The 18751-nt window shown below is 75.2% G+C and carries 14 protein-coding genes; 7 read left to right on the top strand and 7 right to left on the bottom strand.

All coding sequences use genetic code 11. The features are described 5' to 3' along the window. The 5 genes from AB0C21_RS01775 to AB0C21_RS01795 all read right to left on the bottom strand — a co-directional run bounded on the left by AB0C21_RS01775 (position 1) and on the right by AB0C21_RS01795 (position 6800). Positions 1-984: a sensor histidine kinase gene (locus AB0C21_RS01775; RefSeq protein WP_500202179.1), complete on the bottom strand. Its 984-nt coding sequence runs from the start codon at positions 982-984 to the stop codon at positions 1-3. Positions 985-1696: 712 nt separating this feature from the next. Continuing rightward, positions 1697-2902 carry an ABC transporter substrate-binding protein gene (locus AB0C21_RS01780; protein WP_500202180.1) on the bottom strand — a complete coding sequence of 402 codons (1206 nt, stop codon included), beginning with the start codon at positions 2900-2902 and terminating at the stop codon, positions 1697-1699. A 466-nt stretch (positions 2903-3368) separates the two neighbouring features. Continuing rightward, on the bottom strand, positions 3369-3734 hold the full coding sequence (locus AB0C21_RS01785) for a hypothetical protein (RefSeq protein WP_149257761.1): 366 nt from the start codon (positions 3732-3734) through the stop codon (positions 3369-3371). A gap of 226 nt (positions 3735-3960) precedes the next feature. Then, positions 3961-5460 (bottom strand): CoA-acylating methylmalonate-semialdehyde dehydrogenase, encoded by a 1500-nt coding sequence (locus AB0C21_RS01790; RefSeq protein WP_149257762.1) that lies wholly within the window; start codon positions 5458-5460, stop codon positions 3961-3963. Next, entirely contained in the window at positions 5457-6800 is a 1344-nt protein-coding gene (locus AB0C21_RS01795) for an aspartate aminotransferase family protein (RefSeq protein WP_500202181.1), read from the bottom strand. The genes AB0C21_RS01790 and AB0C21_RS01795 overlap by 4 nt, the downstream gene beginning before the upstream one ends. Positions 6801-6947: 147 nt before the next feature. Between AB0C21_RS01795 and AB0C21_RS01800 the strand changes: the two genes are divergently transcribed. Together AB0C21_RS01800 and AB0C21_RS01805 are read left to right on the top strand one after the other, a co-directional pair. Then, positions 6948-8570: a PucR family transcriptional regulator gene (locus AB0C21_RS01800; RefSeq protein ID WP_500202182.1), complete on the top strand. Its 1623-nt coding sequence runs from the start codon at positions 6948-6950 to the stop codon at positions 8568-8570. Positions 8571-8632: 62 nt separating this feature from the next. After that, on the top strand, positions 8633-9427 hold the full coding sequence (locus AB0C21_RS01805) for an alpha/beta fold hydrolase (RefSeq protein WP_500202183.1): 795 nt from the start codon (positions 8633-8635) through the stop codon (positions 9425-9427). On the opposite strand, the gene AB0C21_RS01810 is transcribed toward AB0C21_RS01805, so the two are convergent. Further along, positions 9402-10409, bottom strand: a complete 1008-nt coding sequence (locus AB0C21_RS01810) for an NAD(P)H-dependent amine dehydrogenase family protein (protein ID WP_500202184.1) — start codon at positions 10407-10409, stop codon at positions 9402-9404. The two genes, AB0C21_RS01805 and AB0C21_RS01810, sit on opposite strands and share 26 nt — an antisense overlap. Before the next feature lie 115 nt (positions 10410-10524). Here AB0C21_RS01810 and AB0C21_RS01815 point away from each other — a divergent pair, with 115 nt between their 5' ends. Next, positions 10525-11655, top strand: coding sequence for a glutamate--cysteine ligase (locus AB0C21_RS01815; RefSeq protein WP_500202185.1), 1131 nt, complete (start codon positions 10525-10527; stop codon positions 11653-11655). A 74-nt stretch (positions 11656-11729) separates the two neighbouring features. On the opposite strand, the gene AB0C21_RS01820 is transcribed toward AB0C21_RS01815, so the two are convergent. Continuing rightward, positions 11730-12236 carry a helix-turn-helix transcriptional regulator gene (locus AB0C21_RS01820; protein WP_500202186.1) on the bottom strand — a complete coding sequence of 169 codons (507 nt, stop codon included), beginning with the start codon at positions 12234-12236 and terminating at the stop codon, positions 11730-11732. 202 nt (positions 12237-12438) lie between these two features. On the opposite strand from AB0C21_RS01820, the gene AB0C21_RS01825 reads away from it, so the two are divergent. The 4 genes from AB0C21_RS01825 to AB0C21_RS01840 are packed head-to-tail and all read left to right on the top strand — an operon-like array spanning position 12439 to position 18750. Beyond that, the gene (locus tag AB0C21_RS01825; RefSeq protein ID WP_500202187.1) at positions 12439-13689 is read left to right on the top strand and encodes a hypothetical protein; all 1251 of its coding nucleotides are present in this window, start codon (positions 12439-12441) and stop codon (positions 13687-13689) included. After that, positions 13686-16067, top strand: a complete 2382-nt coding sequence (locus AB0C21_RS01830) for a serine/threonine-protein kinase (protein ID WP_500202188.1) — start codon at positions 13686-13688, stop codon at positions 16065-16067. The genes AB0C21_RS01825 and AB0C21_RS01830 overlap by 4 nt, the downstream gene beginning before the upstream one ends. Beyond that, positions 16064-17422 (top strand): PP2C family protein-serine/threonine phosphatase, encoded by a 1359-nt coding sequence (locus AB0C21_RS01835; protein ID WP_500202189.1) that lies wholly within the window; start codon positions 16064-16066, stop codon positions 17420-17422. Before AB0C21_RS01830 ends, AB0C21_RS01835 begins: the two co-directional genes overlap by 4 nt. After that, positions 17419-18750 carry a vWA domain-containing protein gene (locus AB0C21_RS01840; protein ID WP_500202190.1) on the top strand — a complete coding sequence of 444 codons (1332 nt, stop codon included), beginning with the start codon at positions 17419-17421 and terminating at the stop codon, positions 18748-18750. The genes AB0C21_RS01835 and AB0C21_RS01840 overlap by 4 nt, the downstream gene beginning before the upstream one ends. Position 18751 lies beyond the last annotated feature (1 nt).

Consider the following 18751-nt stretch of genomic DNA (forward strand, 5'->3'; position numbering starts at 1 on the left):
TCAGCGGGCCAGCGGGAGCCGGAGCACGAGGCGGGCGCCGTAGGCGACGTCGGCGACCCGCACGGTCCCGCCGTGGGCCCGGGCGATCTCCCGCGCGATCGGCAGGCCGAGGCCGCTGCCGCCCTTGTCGCGGCTGCGGGCGGGGTCGAGCCGGGCGAAGCGCTCGAAGACGCGGTCCCGGTCGGCGGGCGGGATGCCCGGGCCGTCGTCGTGCACCTCGACGACGGCCCCGTCGCCGTCCGCGCGCACCTCGACCTCGATCTGCGCGGCGGCGTAGCGCTCGGCGTTGGCGAGCAGGCTGTCCACCGCGCGGGCGAGGCGCTGCCGGTCGCCCGCGACGACGAGGCCCGGCTCGGCCTTGACGACCGTCGGAACCGGCGGGGTGCGGCGCGCCGCCTCCGCTTCGACCAGCGCCCCGAGGTCGACGGGCTCCCGGACGAGGAGGTCGCCGGAGTCGATGCGGGCGAGGACGAGGAGGTCCTCGACGATGCGGTGCAGCCGGTCGATGTCGGCGAGCGACTGCCGCAGGGTGTCCGCGGCTTCGCCGTCGTCGGGGGCGGAGAGGGCCAGTTCGATGCGGGTGCGCAGCCCGGCGATCGGCGTGCGCAGCTCGTGCGAGGCGTCGGAGACGAACGAGCGCCGCTGCAGGACCGCGCGTTCCAGGCGGCCGAGCAGCTCGTTGACGCGCTCGGCCAGGCGCTCGATCTCGTCGCCGGTCGCCGGGACGTCGACGCGGCCGCTCGCGCCGTCCTCGGTGAGCCTGTCCAGCTCTTGCCGGAGCCTTTCCACCGGGCGGAGCGACCCGCGCGCGGAGTGCGCGACCCCCCACCGGGCCGACCCGACGGCCACCGCCGCGAGCCCCGCCATGACGGCCGCGAGCACCCCCGGGCGGCCGACGCCGGCGAGCACGTGAAGGGCGGCGGCCGCCAAGGCTATCGCGGCCACCAGCAGGGAGCCGAGTGCTGTGAACGGCGCCGACGTCACACGCGCCCGAAGGGGGCGGGGCCTGCGCGGCCGGACTCGCCGATCATCGACGTTCCTGGCCGACATGCCTCCTTTGTACGCAACCACCCTCCAAAAGCGGGTAAAGCGCCCGGTCGGGGTCCGCATAGCCTGGTCGGCGGCCCCGCGACCGGGGGCGTCGACGCGCGTCTCGGCACCGCGCATAGCCCCGGTGGATCGCGGGCGGCGGGTCGACACGTAAGGCTTTGCCGCCCTTTTCACCTTCCGTAACAGCCACAACACGCTCCCCCGCCTATAAAGGAGACACGTGATGGCGACTCCCACCGGGGGGATGGAGACATGGGCCAAACGGGCGAGCGGGTCGTCGACCCGCGGGGGTTGAGCACAGCCCAGCGCCTGGGCGACGCCTGCGTCGTCTGCCGCAAGAGGTGGCCCCGGCCGCGCGTCCGCGTCGGCCGCCTGCCGGACTCGTCCGGGGTGTTCGCGTGCGACGACTGCGCACCCGCCCCGCCGGTACCCCGCGCACGGCGGGGCCCCCGGGAGCCGCTCACGGGCGCCGGTCCGGCGGTGGGGGAGCCGCCGCCGGCGCGGACTGCGGCGCACGGCGCCGCCGTCATGGAGATCTCTCCAGGGAGAGGGTGACCCGGGCGTTTCGGGGGGAAGTCCGGGACCACCCGTCAGGCGTGCCCGACTGGGGGCGGTCGGGCACGCCGGAGAGACTCTTCGGCGGACCTCAGGCCTTGGTGGCCTGGATCCAGGTCCGCGTCCACTCGGCGTAGTCCGTGCAGTCCTTCTTGTCCGACCCGCCGCCGCACGCCTTCGACGGCGCGTGCGCGAAGATGATCTTTCCTAGGTAGCCGCGGTCGCCGACGTGGTAGGCGGCGCAGAACCCGGACTTGAGGCGGTCGCCCGAGCACGCCTGCGGGTTGGCGGGCGCGACCCCGGTCCACTCGGCGACCTGCTGCTGGACGTCCGGCGAGGCCGTCCACTGGAGCCACTGGTACATGCAGTTGGGGTGCTCCGCGCGGGCGCCGATCATCCACGCGTCCATCCATCCGGTCGCGCCCTCGGCCGGGATGACGCCCTGGACGGGCCGGGACGCGCGGTTCAGCACGTCCAGGTGGTAGGGCCACGCCTGGCCGAGCACCGCCCGGCCCCCGGCGAACGCGCTGACGGCGTCGGCCGGACGATCCCAGTACTCCCCCACGAACGGGCGCTGCGCGACCAGGACCCGGCCGGCGGCGGCGAGCTGCGCCGGCGTCAGCGAGTACGGGTCGCGGATCTTGAGCTTGCGCTGCCTGCCCTTGAGGTAGAGCGCGGCCTCGGCGATCGCGAGCGGGCTGTCCCGCATGACGATCCTCCCGGCGTAGCGGCGGGCCTGGGCGGGGTCGAACAGCGCGGCCCAGCCCGCCGGCGGCGGGACGGTCCGGGTGTCGTACATCAGCAGGTTGGAGCCCCACACGTACGGCAGGCCGTAGTGCTTGCCGTCGCGTTCCAGGAGCTTGCGCAGTTTCGGCTCGAGCTTCTTGTAGCCGTCCACGAGGTCGGGGTTGATCGGGACGACCTGGTTCTCCTCGACCAGCCGCCCGGCGACCTCCGGCGGCGCGGCGACGCCGTCGTAGCGGCGGTTCCCGTCGCGCATGAGGTCGGCCATCTCCTCGGGCGTCTTGACGACCTTCATCCCGATCTTGCAGCCGGTGCGCTCCTGGAAGGGGGTGACCCAGTCCACGCGCGGGTCGGTGGCACCGCTCTCCACCGAGCCGGGCAGCGTGAGGAGGTTCAACGCCCCCTCGCCGGGGCCGAGGGTGCTCATCACCTTGGCGGCGCCGACGGGCTTGTCGTCCCCGCCGCTGCAGCCGCCGAGCGCCGCGGCGGCGAGCGCCGCGGCCGCCGCCAGGGCCGTCGCCGCCTTGACCCGTGCCGTGGCCTTCAGCCGCATGTCGCTCCCGATCCGTGCCAGGGCCCTCCCCCTCGTGAACGGGCCCGTCGGCGCAGCGTAGCGTCTCCGGCACGGCCGGACCCATCCGCCCCGGCGCCCCGCGCCGCCTCTCGGCGCCTCCGGCCGCCATTGCGCGCGTCGTCGCGGATACGGACGACGTGATCGGCGCTCTGGCGGAACTTTCCCGCCGACCCGGGGCCTCCGCGGCCGGAATTACCGAAGATCGCGACTCTTTCGGCGACCGGTCTACTTTCCGGAAGGTGAGAACTCCATGACCATTCCCGCACTCTTCAATGCGTATTTCGACCGAGCCGGTGAGCGGGAGACCACCGGGGCCCCGGGGGACGGCGGGTGCTGGCGTCCGCGCCATACACGGAGGTTGCTGGAGAGGATATGGCGCGGGCCGGCGTCCTGCCCGGGGCCGCGGCGGCACCGGTGGGCGTGGCGGGGGGTGGGGAACAGCGGATCACCGAGGGGTGCCGCCCGGCCACGCGATCACCGGTACCCGACCTGACGGCGGCGGTGTGACGCCCTCGAGACGGAGGAGGTTCGAGGGACGCCGCACGTCCTGCCGGGTGTCGCGGGGCGGCCGCGCGCGGCCGCCGGGAGGCGCCGGCCCGCCGGCCGGCCGCCGTGTCGGCGCGGCGCCCGCGACCACCTCGATCCGCGCGATGAGCCGCTGCGGGGTGTCGGCCTCGAGGAAGTCGCCGACGTCGCGGTCCTTGGGCGGCAGCGCCCACCAATGGCCGGTGAAGAGGCCGAACCAAATGGTCCAGCCCGGAAATCGCCTTCCGAGGGCGTCCACCTCGGCGGCGTGGTCGCCTGCGGTCATAGCGCGGCTCTCCTGCACGTCCGGCTCCACCGGCCCGCGGCCCGGAGACCACGGGTTTCTGACTGCCGACCCTGACTTTTGAATTCTCCCCAATTAATGGAGACAGTCAGATTGTGTCGCCGGACACAGACCCCGTCAATGGGGTGGAGCCATTATTCACCCGGCCGCCCCGGACGGAAATTGACAACGGTAAAACGCGCTCGGTAGGTAATTCCCGCGCCGCTCCTCAGCCGCTGGTGGGGAAGCCGAGGTTCACCCCGCCGTGGGACGGGTCGAGCCAGCGGGCGGTGACGGCCTTCGTCCTGGTGTAGAAGTGGACGCCCTCCATGCCGTGGGCGTGGCTGTCGCCGAACAGCGAGTCCTTCCAACCGCCGAAGGAGTAGTAGGCCATCGGCACGGGGATCGGCACGTTCACGCCGACCATGCCGACCTCCACCTCGTTCTGGAAGCGGCGCGCGGCCCCGCCGTCGTTGGTGAAGATCGCGGTCCCGTTGCCGTACGGGTTGGCGGAGATCAGCTCCATGGCCGCGTCGTAGGAGCCGGCCCGCACGACCGACAGCACCGGCCCGAAGATCTCGTCCTTGTAGGCGTCCATGTCCGGGGTGACGTGGTCCAGCACGGCCGGGCCGAGCCAGAACCCGCCGCCGGCGCCGCCCAGCACCTCCGGGTCGCGCCCGTCTACGGCGAGCGTGGCGCCCTGGGCGACGGCGCCGTCCAGGTAGGAGGCCACCTTGTCCCGGTGCGCCTTCGTGACGAGCGGCCCCATCTGCGCCTCGGGGTGGTCACCAGGGCCGATCTTGAGGCCGGCGACGCGCTCCCTGATCCTGGCCGTCAGCTCGTCCCCGACCGGGTCCACGGCGACCACGACGGAGATCGCCATGCACCGCTCCCCCGCCGAGCCGAAGCCGGCCGACACCGCGGCGTCCGCCGCGAGGTCGAGGTCGGCGTCCGGCAGCACGAGCATGTGGTTCTTGGCGCCGCCGAGCGCCTGCACGCGCTTGCCGTTCGCCGCCGCCGTCCCGTAGATGTAGCGGGCGATCGGGGTGGAGCCGACGAAGCTGACGGCCCGCACGTCCGGATGGCGCAGCAGTCCGTCCACCGCCGCCTTGTCGCCGTGGACGACGTTGAACACGCCGTCCGGCAGCCCCGCCTCGGCCCACAGCTCCGCGAGCCGGACCGACGCCGACGGGTCCTTCTCGGACGGCTTGAGCACGAACGTGTTCCCGCACGCGATCGCGACCGGGAACATCCACATCGGCACCATCGCCGGGAAGTTGAACGGGGTGATCCCGGCGGCCACGCCGACCGGCTGGAGGATCGAGTAGGCGTCCACCCGCGAGGAGACGTTCTCGGAGAACCCGCCCTTGAGCAGGTGCGGGATGCCGCAGGCGAACTCGACGACCTCCAGTCCGCGGGCGACCTCGCCGGCCGCGTCGGAGACCACCTTGCCGTGCTCGGCGGAGATCAGCCGCGCCAGCTCCGCGCGGTGCGCGTCGACCAGCTCGCGGAAGCGGAACAGCACCTTCGTGCGCTGCGAGAGCGAGGCGTCCCGCCATGCGGGGAAGGCGGCCTTCGCGGCGGCCACGGCCGCGTCGACCTCCCGGTCCCCGGCGAGGCCGACCCTCCCGGCCACGCGGCCGGACGCGGGCTCGTAGATCTCGCCCCACCGGTCGCCCTCCCCGGCGAACGGCTTCCCGCCGATCCAGTGCGTCACATGCTTGGTCATGCGTCCTCCCGGCGAGGGGACGAGCCGCGCCCTGCGGCGGCGGCGGTCCCGTTCACGTCCTCCAGCGATGCGACCAGGATGCCGAGGCCCTCCCCGGCCTCGTCATCGGTCAGGGTCAGCGGCGGCGCCATGCGCACCACGTTGCCGTACAGGCCGCCCTTGCCGACCAGCAGCCCCCGCTCGCGGGCCGCCTCCATCAGCGCGGCGGCCAGCGGCGGGCTCGGCTCCCCGGTCTCCGGATCGGCCAGCTCGACCGCGAACATCAGCCCCTTGCCCCGCACGTCCGCGACGATCGGGAACCGGCCGGCCGCCGCCGACAGCCCGCCGATGATCTTCGCCCCCTGCCGGGCCGCGTTGGCCCGCAGGTCGTGGTCGAGGACGTAGTCGAGCGTGGCGTTCGCGGCGGCCATCGACACCGGGTTCCCGCCGAACGTGGAGATGCCGACCGCGTGGAGGCCGTCCATGAGGTCGCCGCGCGCGACGACGCCGCCGACGGCGAAGCCGTTCCCGAGGCCCTTGGCGAACGTCATCACGTCCGGGGTCACGCCATGGTCGTCGATCCCCCAGAAGCCCTGGCCCGTCCGCCCCCACCCCGTCTGCACCTCGTCGGAGATGAACAGGATCCCGTGCTCGTCGAGGACGCGCTTGTAGGCGGCGAACAGGCCGTCCGGCGGCATCGTGAAGCCGCCCACGCCCTGGATCGGCTCGGCGATGAGCGCGGCGACGTCGCCGCCGGTCGCGGTGGCGAGCACGTGCCGCAGGTCCTGCGTGCACGCGTCGATGTACTGCTCGTCCGACATCCCGGCGAACTGCGGGAGCCGCCGGTCGGCGCCGTGCAGGAAGTGGACGTCCAGCGGGGAGTACGGCAGGTTCGTCCAGCCGCGGTTCCCGGTGACGCCCGTCGCGGCGAACGACCGGCCGTGGTAGCTCTGCCGCATCGCGAGGACCTGGTTGCTGCGCCGCGCATAGGCGGCCAGCAGCAGCGCCGTCTCGTTGGCCTCGGTCCCGGAGTTGGTGAAGAACACCTTCGCGTCCGGGATGCCCGACAGGCGGGCGATCTTCTCGGCCAGCTCGATCTGGCCGCGCAGCAGGTACGCGGTGGAGGTGTGCACGACGCCGGTGGCGAGCTGGCGCTCGACCGCGTCCCGGACCTCGGGCACGTCGTACCCGAGCATGTTCGTCAGGATGCCGATGAAGAAGTCGAGGTAGGAGTTGCCCTCGGCGTCGGTCACGCGGTTGCCCTTGCCGCCGACGATCTCGATGGGGTCCCGGTAGTTGAGCGCCATCCAGGACGGCATGACCGCCCGGTGGCGCCGGAGCAGGTTCGCGTGTTCCGACATGCCCCAAGTCTGGTTTCCCGCGGGCGGCCGCGGCCACCCGCAGAGTGTCAGGACCGGGGGGCTCCGCTTAACGGTCTGCTGGCGGCTGACACCCTGTAACGACCGCATCAGCGCAGCTGACACCCTGTCCGGATATCATCGCCGGTGATGCTGCCCACTGTCGACGACGTCCTCCAGCTCGACGCGGTGCGCCGCGGCCAGCCGCACGTCGTCGCGGGCGCGGACCGCACCGGCAACCGGGTCCGCTGGGTGCACGTCGCCGAGGTCACCGACATCGCGCACCTGCTGCACGGCGGCGAGCTCGTCCTCACCACCGGGATCGCGCTGCCGGACGAGCCGGAGCGGCTGCGCGCCTACATCGCCGACCTCGCCGAGGTCGGCGTCAGCGGCCTGATGATCGAGCTGGGCCGGCGCTACGCCAGCGTGCTGCCGCCCGCCCTGATCGCCGCGGCCGAGGAGTTCGGCCTGCCGGTGATCGTGCTGGCGCACGAGCCCGCGTTCGTCGACATCACCGAATCGGTGCACGCCCGGATCGTCCAGGAGCAGTTCGCCGAGCTGCGCGCCTCCGAGCAGCTGCACGAGATCTTCACCCAGCTGTCGGTCGAGGGGGCCTCCACCGACGAGGTCGTCCGGCAGGTGGCGGCGCTCGGCGGGCACCCGGTGGTGCTGGAGAACCTCGCCCACCAGGTCCTCGCCGCGGACGCCGGCGGCGCCGACCCGGCCGAGCTGCTGTCGGCGTGGGAGACCCGGTCGCGCGCCGTCCGGCCCGGCCGCCGCACCGGCTACGACGAGGCGTCCGGCTGGCTGGTCACCATGGTCGGCGCGCGGGGGGAGGACTGGGGCCGGCTCATCATCGACCTCGGCTCGCCGCCGACCCCGCGCGAGACCGTGCTGATCGAGCGGGCCGCCACCACCCTCGCCCTCGGCCGGCTCCTCGACCGGCACGCCGAGAGCGTCGAGCGCCAGGCGCACGGGACGATCATCGCCCGCATCCTCGCGCACGCCTACTCCGACCCGCAGGAGGCGGCGGCCCGCGCCCGCGCCCTCGGGGTCCCGCTGTCCGGCCGCCGGCTGCTCGGCGCGGTGCTCCGGCACCGCGGCCCCGCCCTGACGCGGACCGCCCCGCCCGTCGGGGAGCTGTCGCAGCTCGCCGAGACGGCCGCGTCCGCCTGCAAGGACGCGCGCCTCGCCGCGCTCGTCGGCGTCCTGGACGAGGGCGGCCCGCAGGCCCGCGTCGGCGTCCTGGCCTCCCTGCCCGCCCGCGCCGACGTGGAGACCGCCCTCACCGAGGTCGCCACCCGGATCCGCGAGCAGTCCGGCGACACCGTCATGGCCGCCGGCTCGGTGGTGGAGACGATCCGCGACGTCCGCCGCTCCTTCCTGGAGGCCGAGCAGGTCGCCGACGTCGCGGCGCGCGGCTCCGGGGCCCGCCTCTTCTACCGCCTGCCCGACCTGCGCCTGCGCGGGCTGCTGCACCTCCTCCGCGACGACGTCCGCGTGCAGACCTTCGTCGAGCGCGAGCTCGGCCCGCTCCTGGAGTACGACGCCCAGCGCGGCAGCGACCTCACCCGCATCCTGGAGCTCTACCTGGAGTCCGGCCGGAACAAGGCCGTCGCCGCCCAGCAGGCGCACCTGTCCCGCCCCGCCTTCTACGAGCGGCTCCGCCGCATCGAACGGGTCCTGGACGCCGATCTCGACGACGTGGAGTCGTGCGTGTCCCTCCATGTGGCGCTGCTGGCCCTGTCGTCGGTGCGCTGGGAAAGGTCCTGATCCGGGGCCGGTGACCGGTGAAGGCCGTCCGCGGCGGCCCCGCCCCGCTTACCCTTTAGGCCATGGCGGACGCGGTACTGCACGTTCATCGTTACGGGGACCCGGGCGGAGCGCCGGTGGTCATGCTCCACGGGGTCTGCGGGCACGGGGCGCGCTGGCGGCGGACCGCCGAGCGGTACCTTCCGGACCGCTCGGTCCTCGCCCCCGACCTGCGCGGCCACGGGCGCTCGACGCACGAGCCGCCGTGGACGGTCGAGCGGCATGTGGCCGACGTCCTGGCGGTGATGGACGCCGAGGGGGTCGCGCGGGCCGACCTCGTCGGGCACTCCTACGGCGGGATGATCGCGCTGCATCTGGCACGGACCGCCCCGCGGCGGGTGCGGCGGCTCCTGCTGCTGGACCCGGCCATCGGGCTCGACCCGGCGGCGGCGGGCCGCGAGGCGCGCGCTCACCTGTCGCCGACGTCCTTCGCCGACGCCGCCGAGGCGCGGGCCGACCGGGCGGCGCGCTGGCCGGCGGCGCCGCCGGAGGCCGTGGACGAGGAGGTCGCCGAGCACCTGGAGCACGGTCCGGACGGGCGGCTGCGGTGGCGGTTCGAGCCCGCGGCCGCCGTGACCGCGTACTCGGAGATGGCCCGCCCCCACCTCGCCCCGCCCGCGGACATGCCCACCCACCTGGTCATCGCGACGGAGGCCGACTTCGTCCGGCCCGAGTTCGTGGTCGACCTGCGCGCCGCGCTCGGCCCCGGCCTCGTGATCAGCGAGATCCAGGCCGGGCACATGCTCTACGTCGACCGCCAGGAGGAGACCGGGACGCTGCTCGCCGCGTGGCTCAACGGAGGCGGCGCCGGCCGGTGAACGGCGGCAGGGTCAGCGGGGTGTGCAGTCCCGGCGGCGCCTCCGCCAGGGCGGTCACGGCGCTTGCCATGCGCAGCGCGGCGGACTCGGCGGCGCCGGGCCCCGCGAGGTCCATCCGCCAGGGCGGCTCGCCGTCGATCTCGACGCGGTGGCCCTCCGTCCCGCCGGACGGCGGCGCGGGCCAGTGCGGGGCGATGTCCGCGCGCAGCCGGGCGACGTGCTCGACGGTGATCACGGGACGGCCGCGCAGCAGTCCCGACACCTGGAACCGCAGCCCGGCCAGGGTCCCCTTGGCGACGCGCCCGGCGTCATCGGGAGCCGGGCACGACTCGTAGGTCTCGCGCACGTCGTCCAGCGGCACCGCCAGGTGCTCGGCGAGGAGGCGCACGATCGGCCCCCAGCTCCGTCGCGGGCCGCCCGGCCGGACGATCGGCGGGCGGTGCCCGAGGGGGCCGCCGAAGCCGAACCGGTCGCCGGCCTCGGGATCGTCCCCGCAGGTGAACCGGGTGATCGTGACGCCGTGCACGCGCCGGCAGCCGCCGCTCAGCAGCAGCGGGAGCACGTCGTCCACCGGGCCGGGCGCGAGGGTGAGGCAGGCGGCGCCGCCGGTCGCGCACGCGGACCGCAGCCGGCGGACGAGGGCCCGGTCGGCGGAGGGCGGATGGACCAGCGAGGGCAGGGCGTCCGACACCACGCCGGTGCCCGCCTCCAGGATGCGGCACAGCTCCCCGGCCACGTCCCGGGCGCGGGAGTCCGTGTGGCAGACGACGTGGGGGCGCCGGGCCAGGAGCGCCGCCGGGTCCTCGGTGGCGCGGATCCCGGCGGGGCGGCCGCTTCCGGCCAGCTCGGCCGCGTCGACGCCGGCGTGCCGGGGGTCGGTGGCGACGACCCCGGCCAGTTCGAGGTCCGGGTGCCCGAGCAGCGCTCCGAGCGCCGACCTGCCGACGGGCCCGGTGCCCCACTGGCCGACGAGATAGGACATACCACCACCTTTTGACCAAGCGCTCGGTTGACCGGGCGCATTCTAGGCACGCCGGTCCGGCCAGAACGACCCTCCCCGGGGACGTACATCCGTGCAGGCCGGGAAGGAACATCTGGTGACACTTCGCGCGGGTGCACGCACGTTCGGGGTGGAAGAGGAACTGCTCCTGGTCGACCCGGACACGGGCGCGCCCCAGGCACTCTCCGGCTCTGTGATCCACTACGCCCGCCGCCACGACGAGCTGTTCCTGACCGGCGGGCGGCGCTCCAAGACGCTGGAGACCGAGCTCCAGCGCGAGCAGGTCGAGACGGCCACCCCGGTCTGCGTCTCGCTGGACGAGGTGTCCGACCACGTCCGGTCGGCGCGGATCGCGGCGGCCCAGTCGGCGGCCGGGGTGGGCGCCGCCGTCGCCGCGCTGGCGACCTCGCCGGTCAGCGTCCGCCCGTCGCTGACCCCGTCGCACCGCTACCTGCGGATGGCCGACGCCTACGGCCCCACCGCCGACGAGCAGCTCACCTGCGGCTGCCACGTGCACGTCGGCATCGAGTCGGCGGAGGAGGGCGTCGCCGTCCTCGACCGGATCCGGCCATGGCTGCCCCCGCTGCTCGCGCTCAGCGCGAACTCCCCGTTCTGGCAGGGCGCCGACACGGGCTCCGACAGCTGGCGGCACCAGGTCTGGGGCCGCTGGCCGTCCAGCGGCCCGACCGAGCTGTTCGGCTCGGCGGAGGCCTACCGGGCCACGGTGGAGGCGCTGCTCGCGACCGGCGCCCTGGTGGACGAGGGCATGATCTACTTCGACGCCCGGCTGTCCCGGCACTACCCGACCGTGGAGATCCGCGTCGCGGACGTGTGCCTGGAGGCCGACGACGCCGTGCTGACGGCCGCGCTGGTCCGGGCGCTCGTCGAGACCGCAGCGGACGCGTGGCACCGGGGCGAGCCGCCCGACCCGGTGCGCGCGGACCTGATGCGCCTGGCGATGTGGCGGGCCGGACGCTCCGGCCTGCGCGAACAGCTCGTCCACCCCCGCACCCACCTCGCCGCCCCCGCCCGCGAGGTCGTGGAGGCGCTGCTCGACCACCTGTCCCCCGCGCTCGACCGCGCGGGGGACCTCGACACCGTCACCAAGCTCCTCCGCGGCGTGCTGGAGCGCGGGAACGGGGCCCGGTTCCAGCGCGCCGTCTACGCCCGGACCGGTGACGTGCCGAGCGTGGTCACCGCCGCCGTCCAGGAGACGGTGTCGGTCTGAGGGAGGGCGGGTGCGGATCGGCGCCGGAGCCGCGGTCGTGCGGCCCCGGCGCCGGGTGCGGTCAGGCCGGGCGGTCAGGCCGGGCGGCGCTTCTGGAAGGGGAGGTAGCGGTCGGCGCGCCGGTGCCGGGCGAGCAGGCCGGTGGACTCGACCGCGAGGATGCGGTCGAAGCGGAAGGCGCGCACGCCTCGGCGCATGCGGCACCAGCCGACGAGGTACCAGTGGTCGCGGTGGACGAGGCAGGTGACCGGCTCGACCTCGCGGATCGTGACGTTGGCGCCGGCGTCGCCGTAGCAGAGCCGGACGACGCGGTGCTCGGTGATGGCGGCGGCGATCACGCGGGCCCGGTCGGAGGTGGAGGCGTCCAGGGGCGCGGTGAGGGTGGCGAGCGTGGTGGTGACCACGTCGTCGTGCGGAGCGGCGTCGAGGAGGGTGTGCAGGGCGCGGCGCGCGGTGGTGGCCTGCGGGCCGCCGCCGAGGTGCGCGAGGGAGAGCGCGAGGGCGGCGATCTCCGCCGCCGTGAGCGCGGGTGCGGTGTGCACGGTAGGCGCGGACTGGGGGTGCGTCGCAACGTTCGCCATGGTTCGATCATACGTTCGAACACTGACATTTTGGAGGTCCCGGCGCGGGTGGACGCGGCGCGCGGCGCGCCGCGGGCCGGTCCGGAGCGTTGATCGGCTTCGCGCTTGAGAAGGCGGCCTCGCATGGTGAAAACTGAGGCTCGGAAAACATGCTCTATTCGGGGGAATCAGGGGCGAACATGGGTCAAGCCGTGGATCGGCGTTGAGTGAACCGCGCCTGGACCGGCCCCCGATGAGCCGGGACGAGGCGGACAGGATGCTCGCGCGCCTCCGCGACGAGAGGGAGCGCATCGGCACCGCCCTGCTGGAGCTGGAGGCCCACCAGGGCTACCAGCTGCTGGAGGGGGCGACGCTGCGCGGCGCGACGCTGCGCGTCCAGTCCGACGTGCGGTCGCGGGCGGCCTCCCTGTGGCTCCTGTTCGACCTCTACGGGCGCGCGCTCTCCGCCGCCGAGGAGCTGTGGTCCCGCCCCGGCAGACCCGGGCAGGCGCGGCTCGCCGAGCTCACCCGCCTCCTGGAGGGGCCGTCGGTGGAGCTGCCCGCTCCGGAGGTGCCGCTGGAGCGGCGGACGCTGCTGGCCGTCCCGTCCGGCGAGCGGCTGACGCTGCGGGCGGCCGTCGACCGGATGACGCCGCTGTACGAGGACGTCGCGCGGGCGGTGTCCGCGCTGGACGCCGTCTGGTCGACGCTGCTGTCGCGGCTCGCCGAGGTGGAGGCCGAGCGGCGGGCGGCCGAGGAGCTGCTGGAGTCCCTCGGCGGCGCGGACCCCGAGTTCGAGAGGCTCCGCGACGAGTTGGAGAGCGTCGCCGCGGTCGTGCGCGCCGACCCGCTCGCGCTGGCGCGGGACGGCCACGCCGACACCGCGCGGCTGGACGCGGTCCGCTCCGGCTTCGCCGAGGTGCGGCGGAGTCTGGAGGAGGCGGAGCGGCTGCGCGACGGGTTCGCCGCCCGGCTCCGCGGCGTCGCCGCCGTCCTGGACCTGCTGCGCGAGGCCGAGGCGGAGGCGCGCGCCGCGCGGGACGAGGTCCTCGCCAAGATCACCACCTCCGCGCTGCCGGACCTGCCCGAGGCCTCCGCCGCCCTCGCCGGCCGCCTCGCGTCCGTCACCCGGCCCCGGCAGGGCGCCGCCGCGCGGGGCGGCGGCTGGCGCGAGGCCGCGGAACGCGTCGCCGATCTGGAGCGCGCGGCGGACACGGCGCTCGCGCGGGCCCGCGAGACCGCCGGCCTGATCCGGGGCCTGCTGGACCGGCGCGAGGAGCTGCGCGGCCGCCTCCAGGCCTACCGGGTGAAGGCCGCACGGCTCGGCCACGCCGAGGATCCTGAACTGGCCCTGGCCTACGAGCAGGCACGCGAGCTGCTGTGGACCTCCCCCTGCGATCTGCGGAAGGCCACCGTGGCGCTGACCGCGTACCAGCGGGCCGTCACCTCGCGGGCGAAGGGAGCGGATCGATGAGCCAGTGCGCACAGCCCGGGTGCGGCGGCACGATCGCGGACGGCTACTGCGACGTCTGCGGCAATCCCCCGGCGGCCCAGGCGGCTCCCGCGGCCGCCGCGCCCGCGGCGAGCGTCCCGGCACCGCGCCCGTCCGCCGAGCGGCCCGACCGGTGCGGGCAGGCCGGGTGCACCGGCACGATCATGGACGGCTACTGCGACGTGTGCGGCTCGCCTCCCGCGCACACCGCGCGCGTCCCGGGCACGGGCACATCGGGAGGCGGGGGCACGGGCAGCGCGGCCACCTCGGGGAGCACGGCGACCGGCAGCACCCGGACGGGCAGCACCCGCACCGGGTCGACCCGCTCGTCCGGCCGCCGCGGCATGCTCGGCGCCGGGCTCGTCGAGGTGCCGCGCGTCCCCTACCGCGACCCGTCCAGCGCGGTGATGAGCGACCCGCAGGTCGCGGAGGCCAAGCGGTACTGCAGCAGCTGCGGCGAGCCCGTCGGCCGCGGGCGCGGCGACCGGCCGGGGCGGTCGGAGGGCTTCTGCCCCAAGTGCGGCGCCCGCTTCTCCTTCACCCCGAAGCTCAGCCCCGGCGACCTCGTCGGCGGCCAGTACAGCGTGCTGGGCTGCCTCGCCCACGGCGGGCTCGGCTGGATCTACCTGGCCAAGGACAAGAACGTCAGCGACCGCTGGGTCGTCCTCAAGGGCCTGCTCGACAGCGGCGACGCCGACGCGATGGCCGCGGCGGCGGCCGAGCGCGCGTTCCTCGCGGAGGTCGAGCACCCCAACATCGTCAAGATCTACAACTTCGTCCAGCACGACGGCGACGGCTACATCGTCATGGAGTACGTGGGCGGGCAGTCGCTCAAGGACATCCTGCTCGCTCAGCCGCACCCGTCCGGCGAGAAGCACCTGCCCCTCGCGCAGGCCATCGCCTACGGGCTGGAGGTGCTGCGGGCGTTCGAGTACCTGCACGCGCAGGGCCTCGTCTACTGCGACTTCAAGCCGGACAACGTGATCCAGTCCGAGGAGCAGCTCCGGCTGATCGACCTCGGCGGGGTGCGGCGGCTGGACGACCCGGACGGCGCGATCTACGGCACGGTCGGCTACCAGGCCCCCGAGATCGCCGACGCCGGCCCGTCGGTCTCCTCCGACCTGTACACGGTCGGCCGCGCCCTCGCCGTGCTGAGCTTCCCCTTCAAGGGCTACACCCGCGCGTACGTCCACTCGCTGCCGCCGCGCGAGGAGATCCCCGTCCTGCGGCGCTTCGAGTCCTACGACCGGCTGCTGCGCCGCGCCACGCACAAGGAGCCGAGCGCCCGCTTCCAGGACGCGGCGGAGATGGCCGAGCAGCTGACCGGCGTGCTGCGGGAGGTGCTGGCGGCCGAGGACGGCGCGCCGCGTCCCGCGCCGTCCGGGCTCTTCGGCCCGGAGCGGTTCACGACGCGGATGGCGGGGGGAACGCGTGAGGAGGCCGCGCTTCCGCCCGTCCCGCCGCCGGTCGCCGCCGCCGCGCTGCCGGCGCCGCTCGTGGACGGCGCCGACCCCGCGGCCGCGTTCGTGTCCGGGCTCGGCGCGCTGGAGCCGGCGCAGGCCGCCGAGGCGGCGGCGAACGCGCCGGAGCGCACGCCCGAGGTCAGGCTGGCGCTCGCCCGCGCCAAGATCGAGCTGGGCGAGGCCGAGGAGGCCGACGAGCTGCTCGACACGCTGGCCGCGGAGCGCCCCTCCGACTGGCGGATCGGCTGGTACCGCGCGGTCGGGCTGCTCGCGCGGGGCCGCGTGGACGACGCCGCCCCGCTGTTCGACCGGCTGTACGGGCTGCTGCCCGGGGAGGCGGCCCCCAAGCTGGGCCTCGCCTACTGCCGCGAGCGGTCGGCGCCCCACGACGCCGTCCGCCTGTACGAGACGGTGTGGCGCACCGACCAGAGCTACATCAACGCCGCCTTCGGCCTCGCCCGGGTGCATCTGGCGGCGGGCGACCGCCGCGCCGCCGTCGCCGCGCTCGACTCGGTACCGAAGATCTCCATCCGGTACGTGCCCGCCCAGGTCGCGGCCGTCGTGACGGCGGTGCGCGGCCGTCCCCCCGCCGAGCTGACGGCGGCCGAGCTGGTCGCCGCGGGCGACCGGCTCGCCGCCCTCGACCTGGACGCCGAGCGCCGCGACCGGCTCGCCGCCGAGGTGCTGGAGGCCGCGCTCGGCTGGCTCCTGGCGGGACCCGGCACGGCGGCCGGGCCCCGGGGCGGCTCCCTGTTCGGCGCCCCGCTCGCCGAGACCCCGCTGCGCCGCCTGCTCGAGGGGACGTACCGGGAGCTGGCGCGCCGCACCCGCGACCGGGACGAGTGCCGCCGGCTCGTCGACTCCGCCAACGCCGTACGCCCGAGGACGCTGCTGTGACCGACGACCCCACCGGAGCCGACCGCCCCACCGGTCCCGACGCCGGACCCGACACCCCCGGACCCGACACCCCGGGAACCGACGCGGCCCTGACCGACCAGGGGAAGCCCGCCGAGCTGTCCTGCCCCGCCTGCGGCGCCGTGGTGTTCGCCGAGGAGATCTTCTGCGAGGAGTGCGGGCACCGGCTCGCCGACGGACCGCCCGCCGAGGCCGCCGGGCGCGACGGCGCGACGGTCCGGCAGGAGTCCGCGCCGTCCGCCCGCCGCAGCACCGCGGGCCCGTGCCCGGGGTGCGGCGGGACGGCGATCGGCGCGGACGGCTACTGCGAGACGTGCGGCCTGCGCCAGCCCGCCGAACGCGACCACGTCGAGATCGAACTGCCGGCCGCGGCCGGCGGCAACGGCACCCGGCCGGTCGTCGCGGCGGGCGCGAGCGACCGCGGCCGCCGCTACAGCCGCAACGAGGACGCGCTGGCCCTCGCCGCGCACACCACCGGCGTCGCGGCCGTCGTGTCGGACGGCGTCGGGTCCTCGCAGCGCCCCGACGAGGCGTCCCGCGCCGCCGCCGACACCGGCGTCGCCGAACTGGTGGCGAGGCTGGACGCCGGGGAGGACGCCGAGGACGCCACCCGCCACGCGGCGCTGCGGGCGGCCGCCGCCGTCGCCGCGCTCGCCACGTCGCCGTCGGACGCGCCGTCGTGCACCTACGTGTCCGCGGTGACGCGCGGCCCCGCGGTCACGGTCGGCTGGGTCGGCGACAGCCGCGCCTACTGGCTGGCCGCTGACGGCTCATCCGGGGCGGGCGGGGAGGCCGCGACGGGCCCGGCACCCGACGAGGTGGACGAGGCCGAGGTCAGCACCGGCGACATGGCCGAGCTCGGCCCGTCCCGCCGGCTCACCGAGGACGACTCGTGGGCCGCGTTCATGGTCTCCACGGGCTCGCTGACGGAGGCGGAGGCGGAGGCGCACCCGAACGCGCACGTCATCACCGCGTGGCTGGGCGCCGACGCCGGGCAGGTCGAACCGCACGTGGCGACGTTCCGGCCCAGCGGCCCCGGCACGCTCCTGGTGTGCAGCGACGGGCTGTGGAACTACTTCCCCGACGCCGCCGACCTGGCGGCACTGCTGGCCGGCGATCCCGAGGGCGGTGAGCCTGAGGGCGGCGAACCCGGGGACGCGGGCTCCTCCGGCCCGGCGGCCGATCCGCTCGGCGCCGCGCGGACTCTGGTGCGCCGCGCCCTCGAAGCAGGCGGCCGCGACAACATCACCGTCGCCGTGATCCCGGTCCCCTCCCCCGGCGGCTCCGGCAGCCGCGTCCACGAGAGCATCTCCCAGACCACGGAGCAGCCCCGATGAGCGAGCCGCAGTTCACCCTCTCCATCGACCAGAACAAGTACCTGCCCGTGGGCGGACGCGAGATGCACGCCATCGTGTCGGTCGAGGCGGTCGCCGCCCCGGGCGGCGCCCCCGCCCCGTCCGCGACCCGGGCGGCCGAGGTCGTCATCATCGACACCTCGGGCTCGATGTCCTACCCGGAGACCAAGCTGCGCGCGGCGATCGCGGCCGCGCAGGTCGCGATCGACACGCTGCGCGACGGCGTGGAGTTCGCGGTCGTTTCCGGCTCCAACACGGCCTCAATGGTCTTCCCCCGGCACCAGGGGCTGGTCGCGGCGTCGCCGGAGACCCGCGCCGAGGCCAAGCACGTGCTGAGCCGGCTGAAGGCGTCCGGCGGCACCGCGATCGGATCGTGGCTGCGGCTGGCCGACGACCTCTTCGCCGGCCGCGACGGCATCAGGCACGCGATCCTGCTGACCGACGGCAAGAACCAGCACGAGACGCCGGAGCAGCTCGACGCGGCCCTGGCCCGCTGCGGCGGGCGGTTCGTCTGCGACTGCCGCGGCGTCGGCACCGACTGGGAGGTCGCCGAGCTGCGCAAGGTGGCGTCCGCCCTGCTCGGCAGCGTGGACATCGTGGCCGACCCGGCGGGGCTGGTGGCCGACTTCCGCGCCATGACGGAGGCGGCGATGGGCAAGTCCGTCGCCGACGTCGCCCTGCGCGTGTGGACGCCCCAGACGGCGCGGCTGCGGTTCGTCAAGCAGGTCTCCCCGTCGGTGGAGGACCTCACCGCCAAGCGCACCGAGTCGGGCCCGCAGGCCGGCGACTACCCGCTCGGCGCGTGGGGCGCCGAGAGCCGCGACTACCACATCTGCGTGGAGCTGCCGCCCGGAGAGGTCGGCAAGGAGCTGCGCGCCGCGTGGGTGAAGCTCGTCGTGCCGGGTCCGCCCGGGGAGGAGGCGCGGGTCGCCGCGAGCGCGAACGTCCTCGCCCAGTGGACCGACGACGAGGCGGAGTCCACCCGGATCAACCCGCGGGTCGCGGGCTACACCGGGCAGGCGGAGCTGGCCACGGCGATCCAGGAGGGCCTCCAGGCGCGCAAGGACGGCGACGTCGACACCGCGACGGCGCGGCTCGGCCGGGCCGTGGTGCTCGCGGGCGAGGCCGGCAACGACGAGATCACCGCGATGCTGCGCAAGGTGGTGGACGTCGTGGACGAGGCGACCGGTACCGTCCGGTTGAAGCGCGACGTCGCCAAGGCCGACGAGATGGAGCTCGACACGCGCTCCAGCAAGACGGTCCGGACACGCAAGGACGAGACGGTGACCACCAGGAGGAGCGAGGGCTGAG

Origin of the sequence: Spirillospora sp. NPDC049024 (assembly GCF_040649235.1) — a bacterium.
Lineage (GTDB): Bacteria > Actinomycetota > Actinomycetes > Streptosporangiales > Streptosporangiaceae > Spirillospora.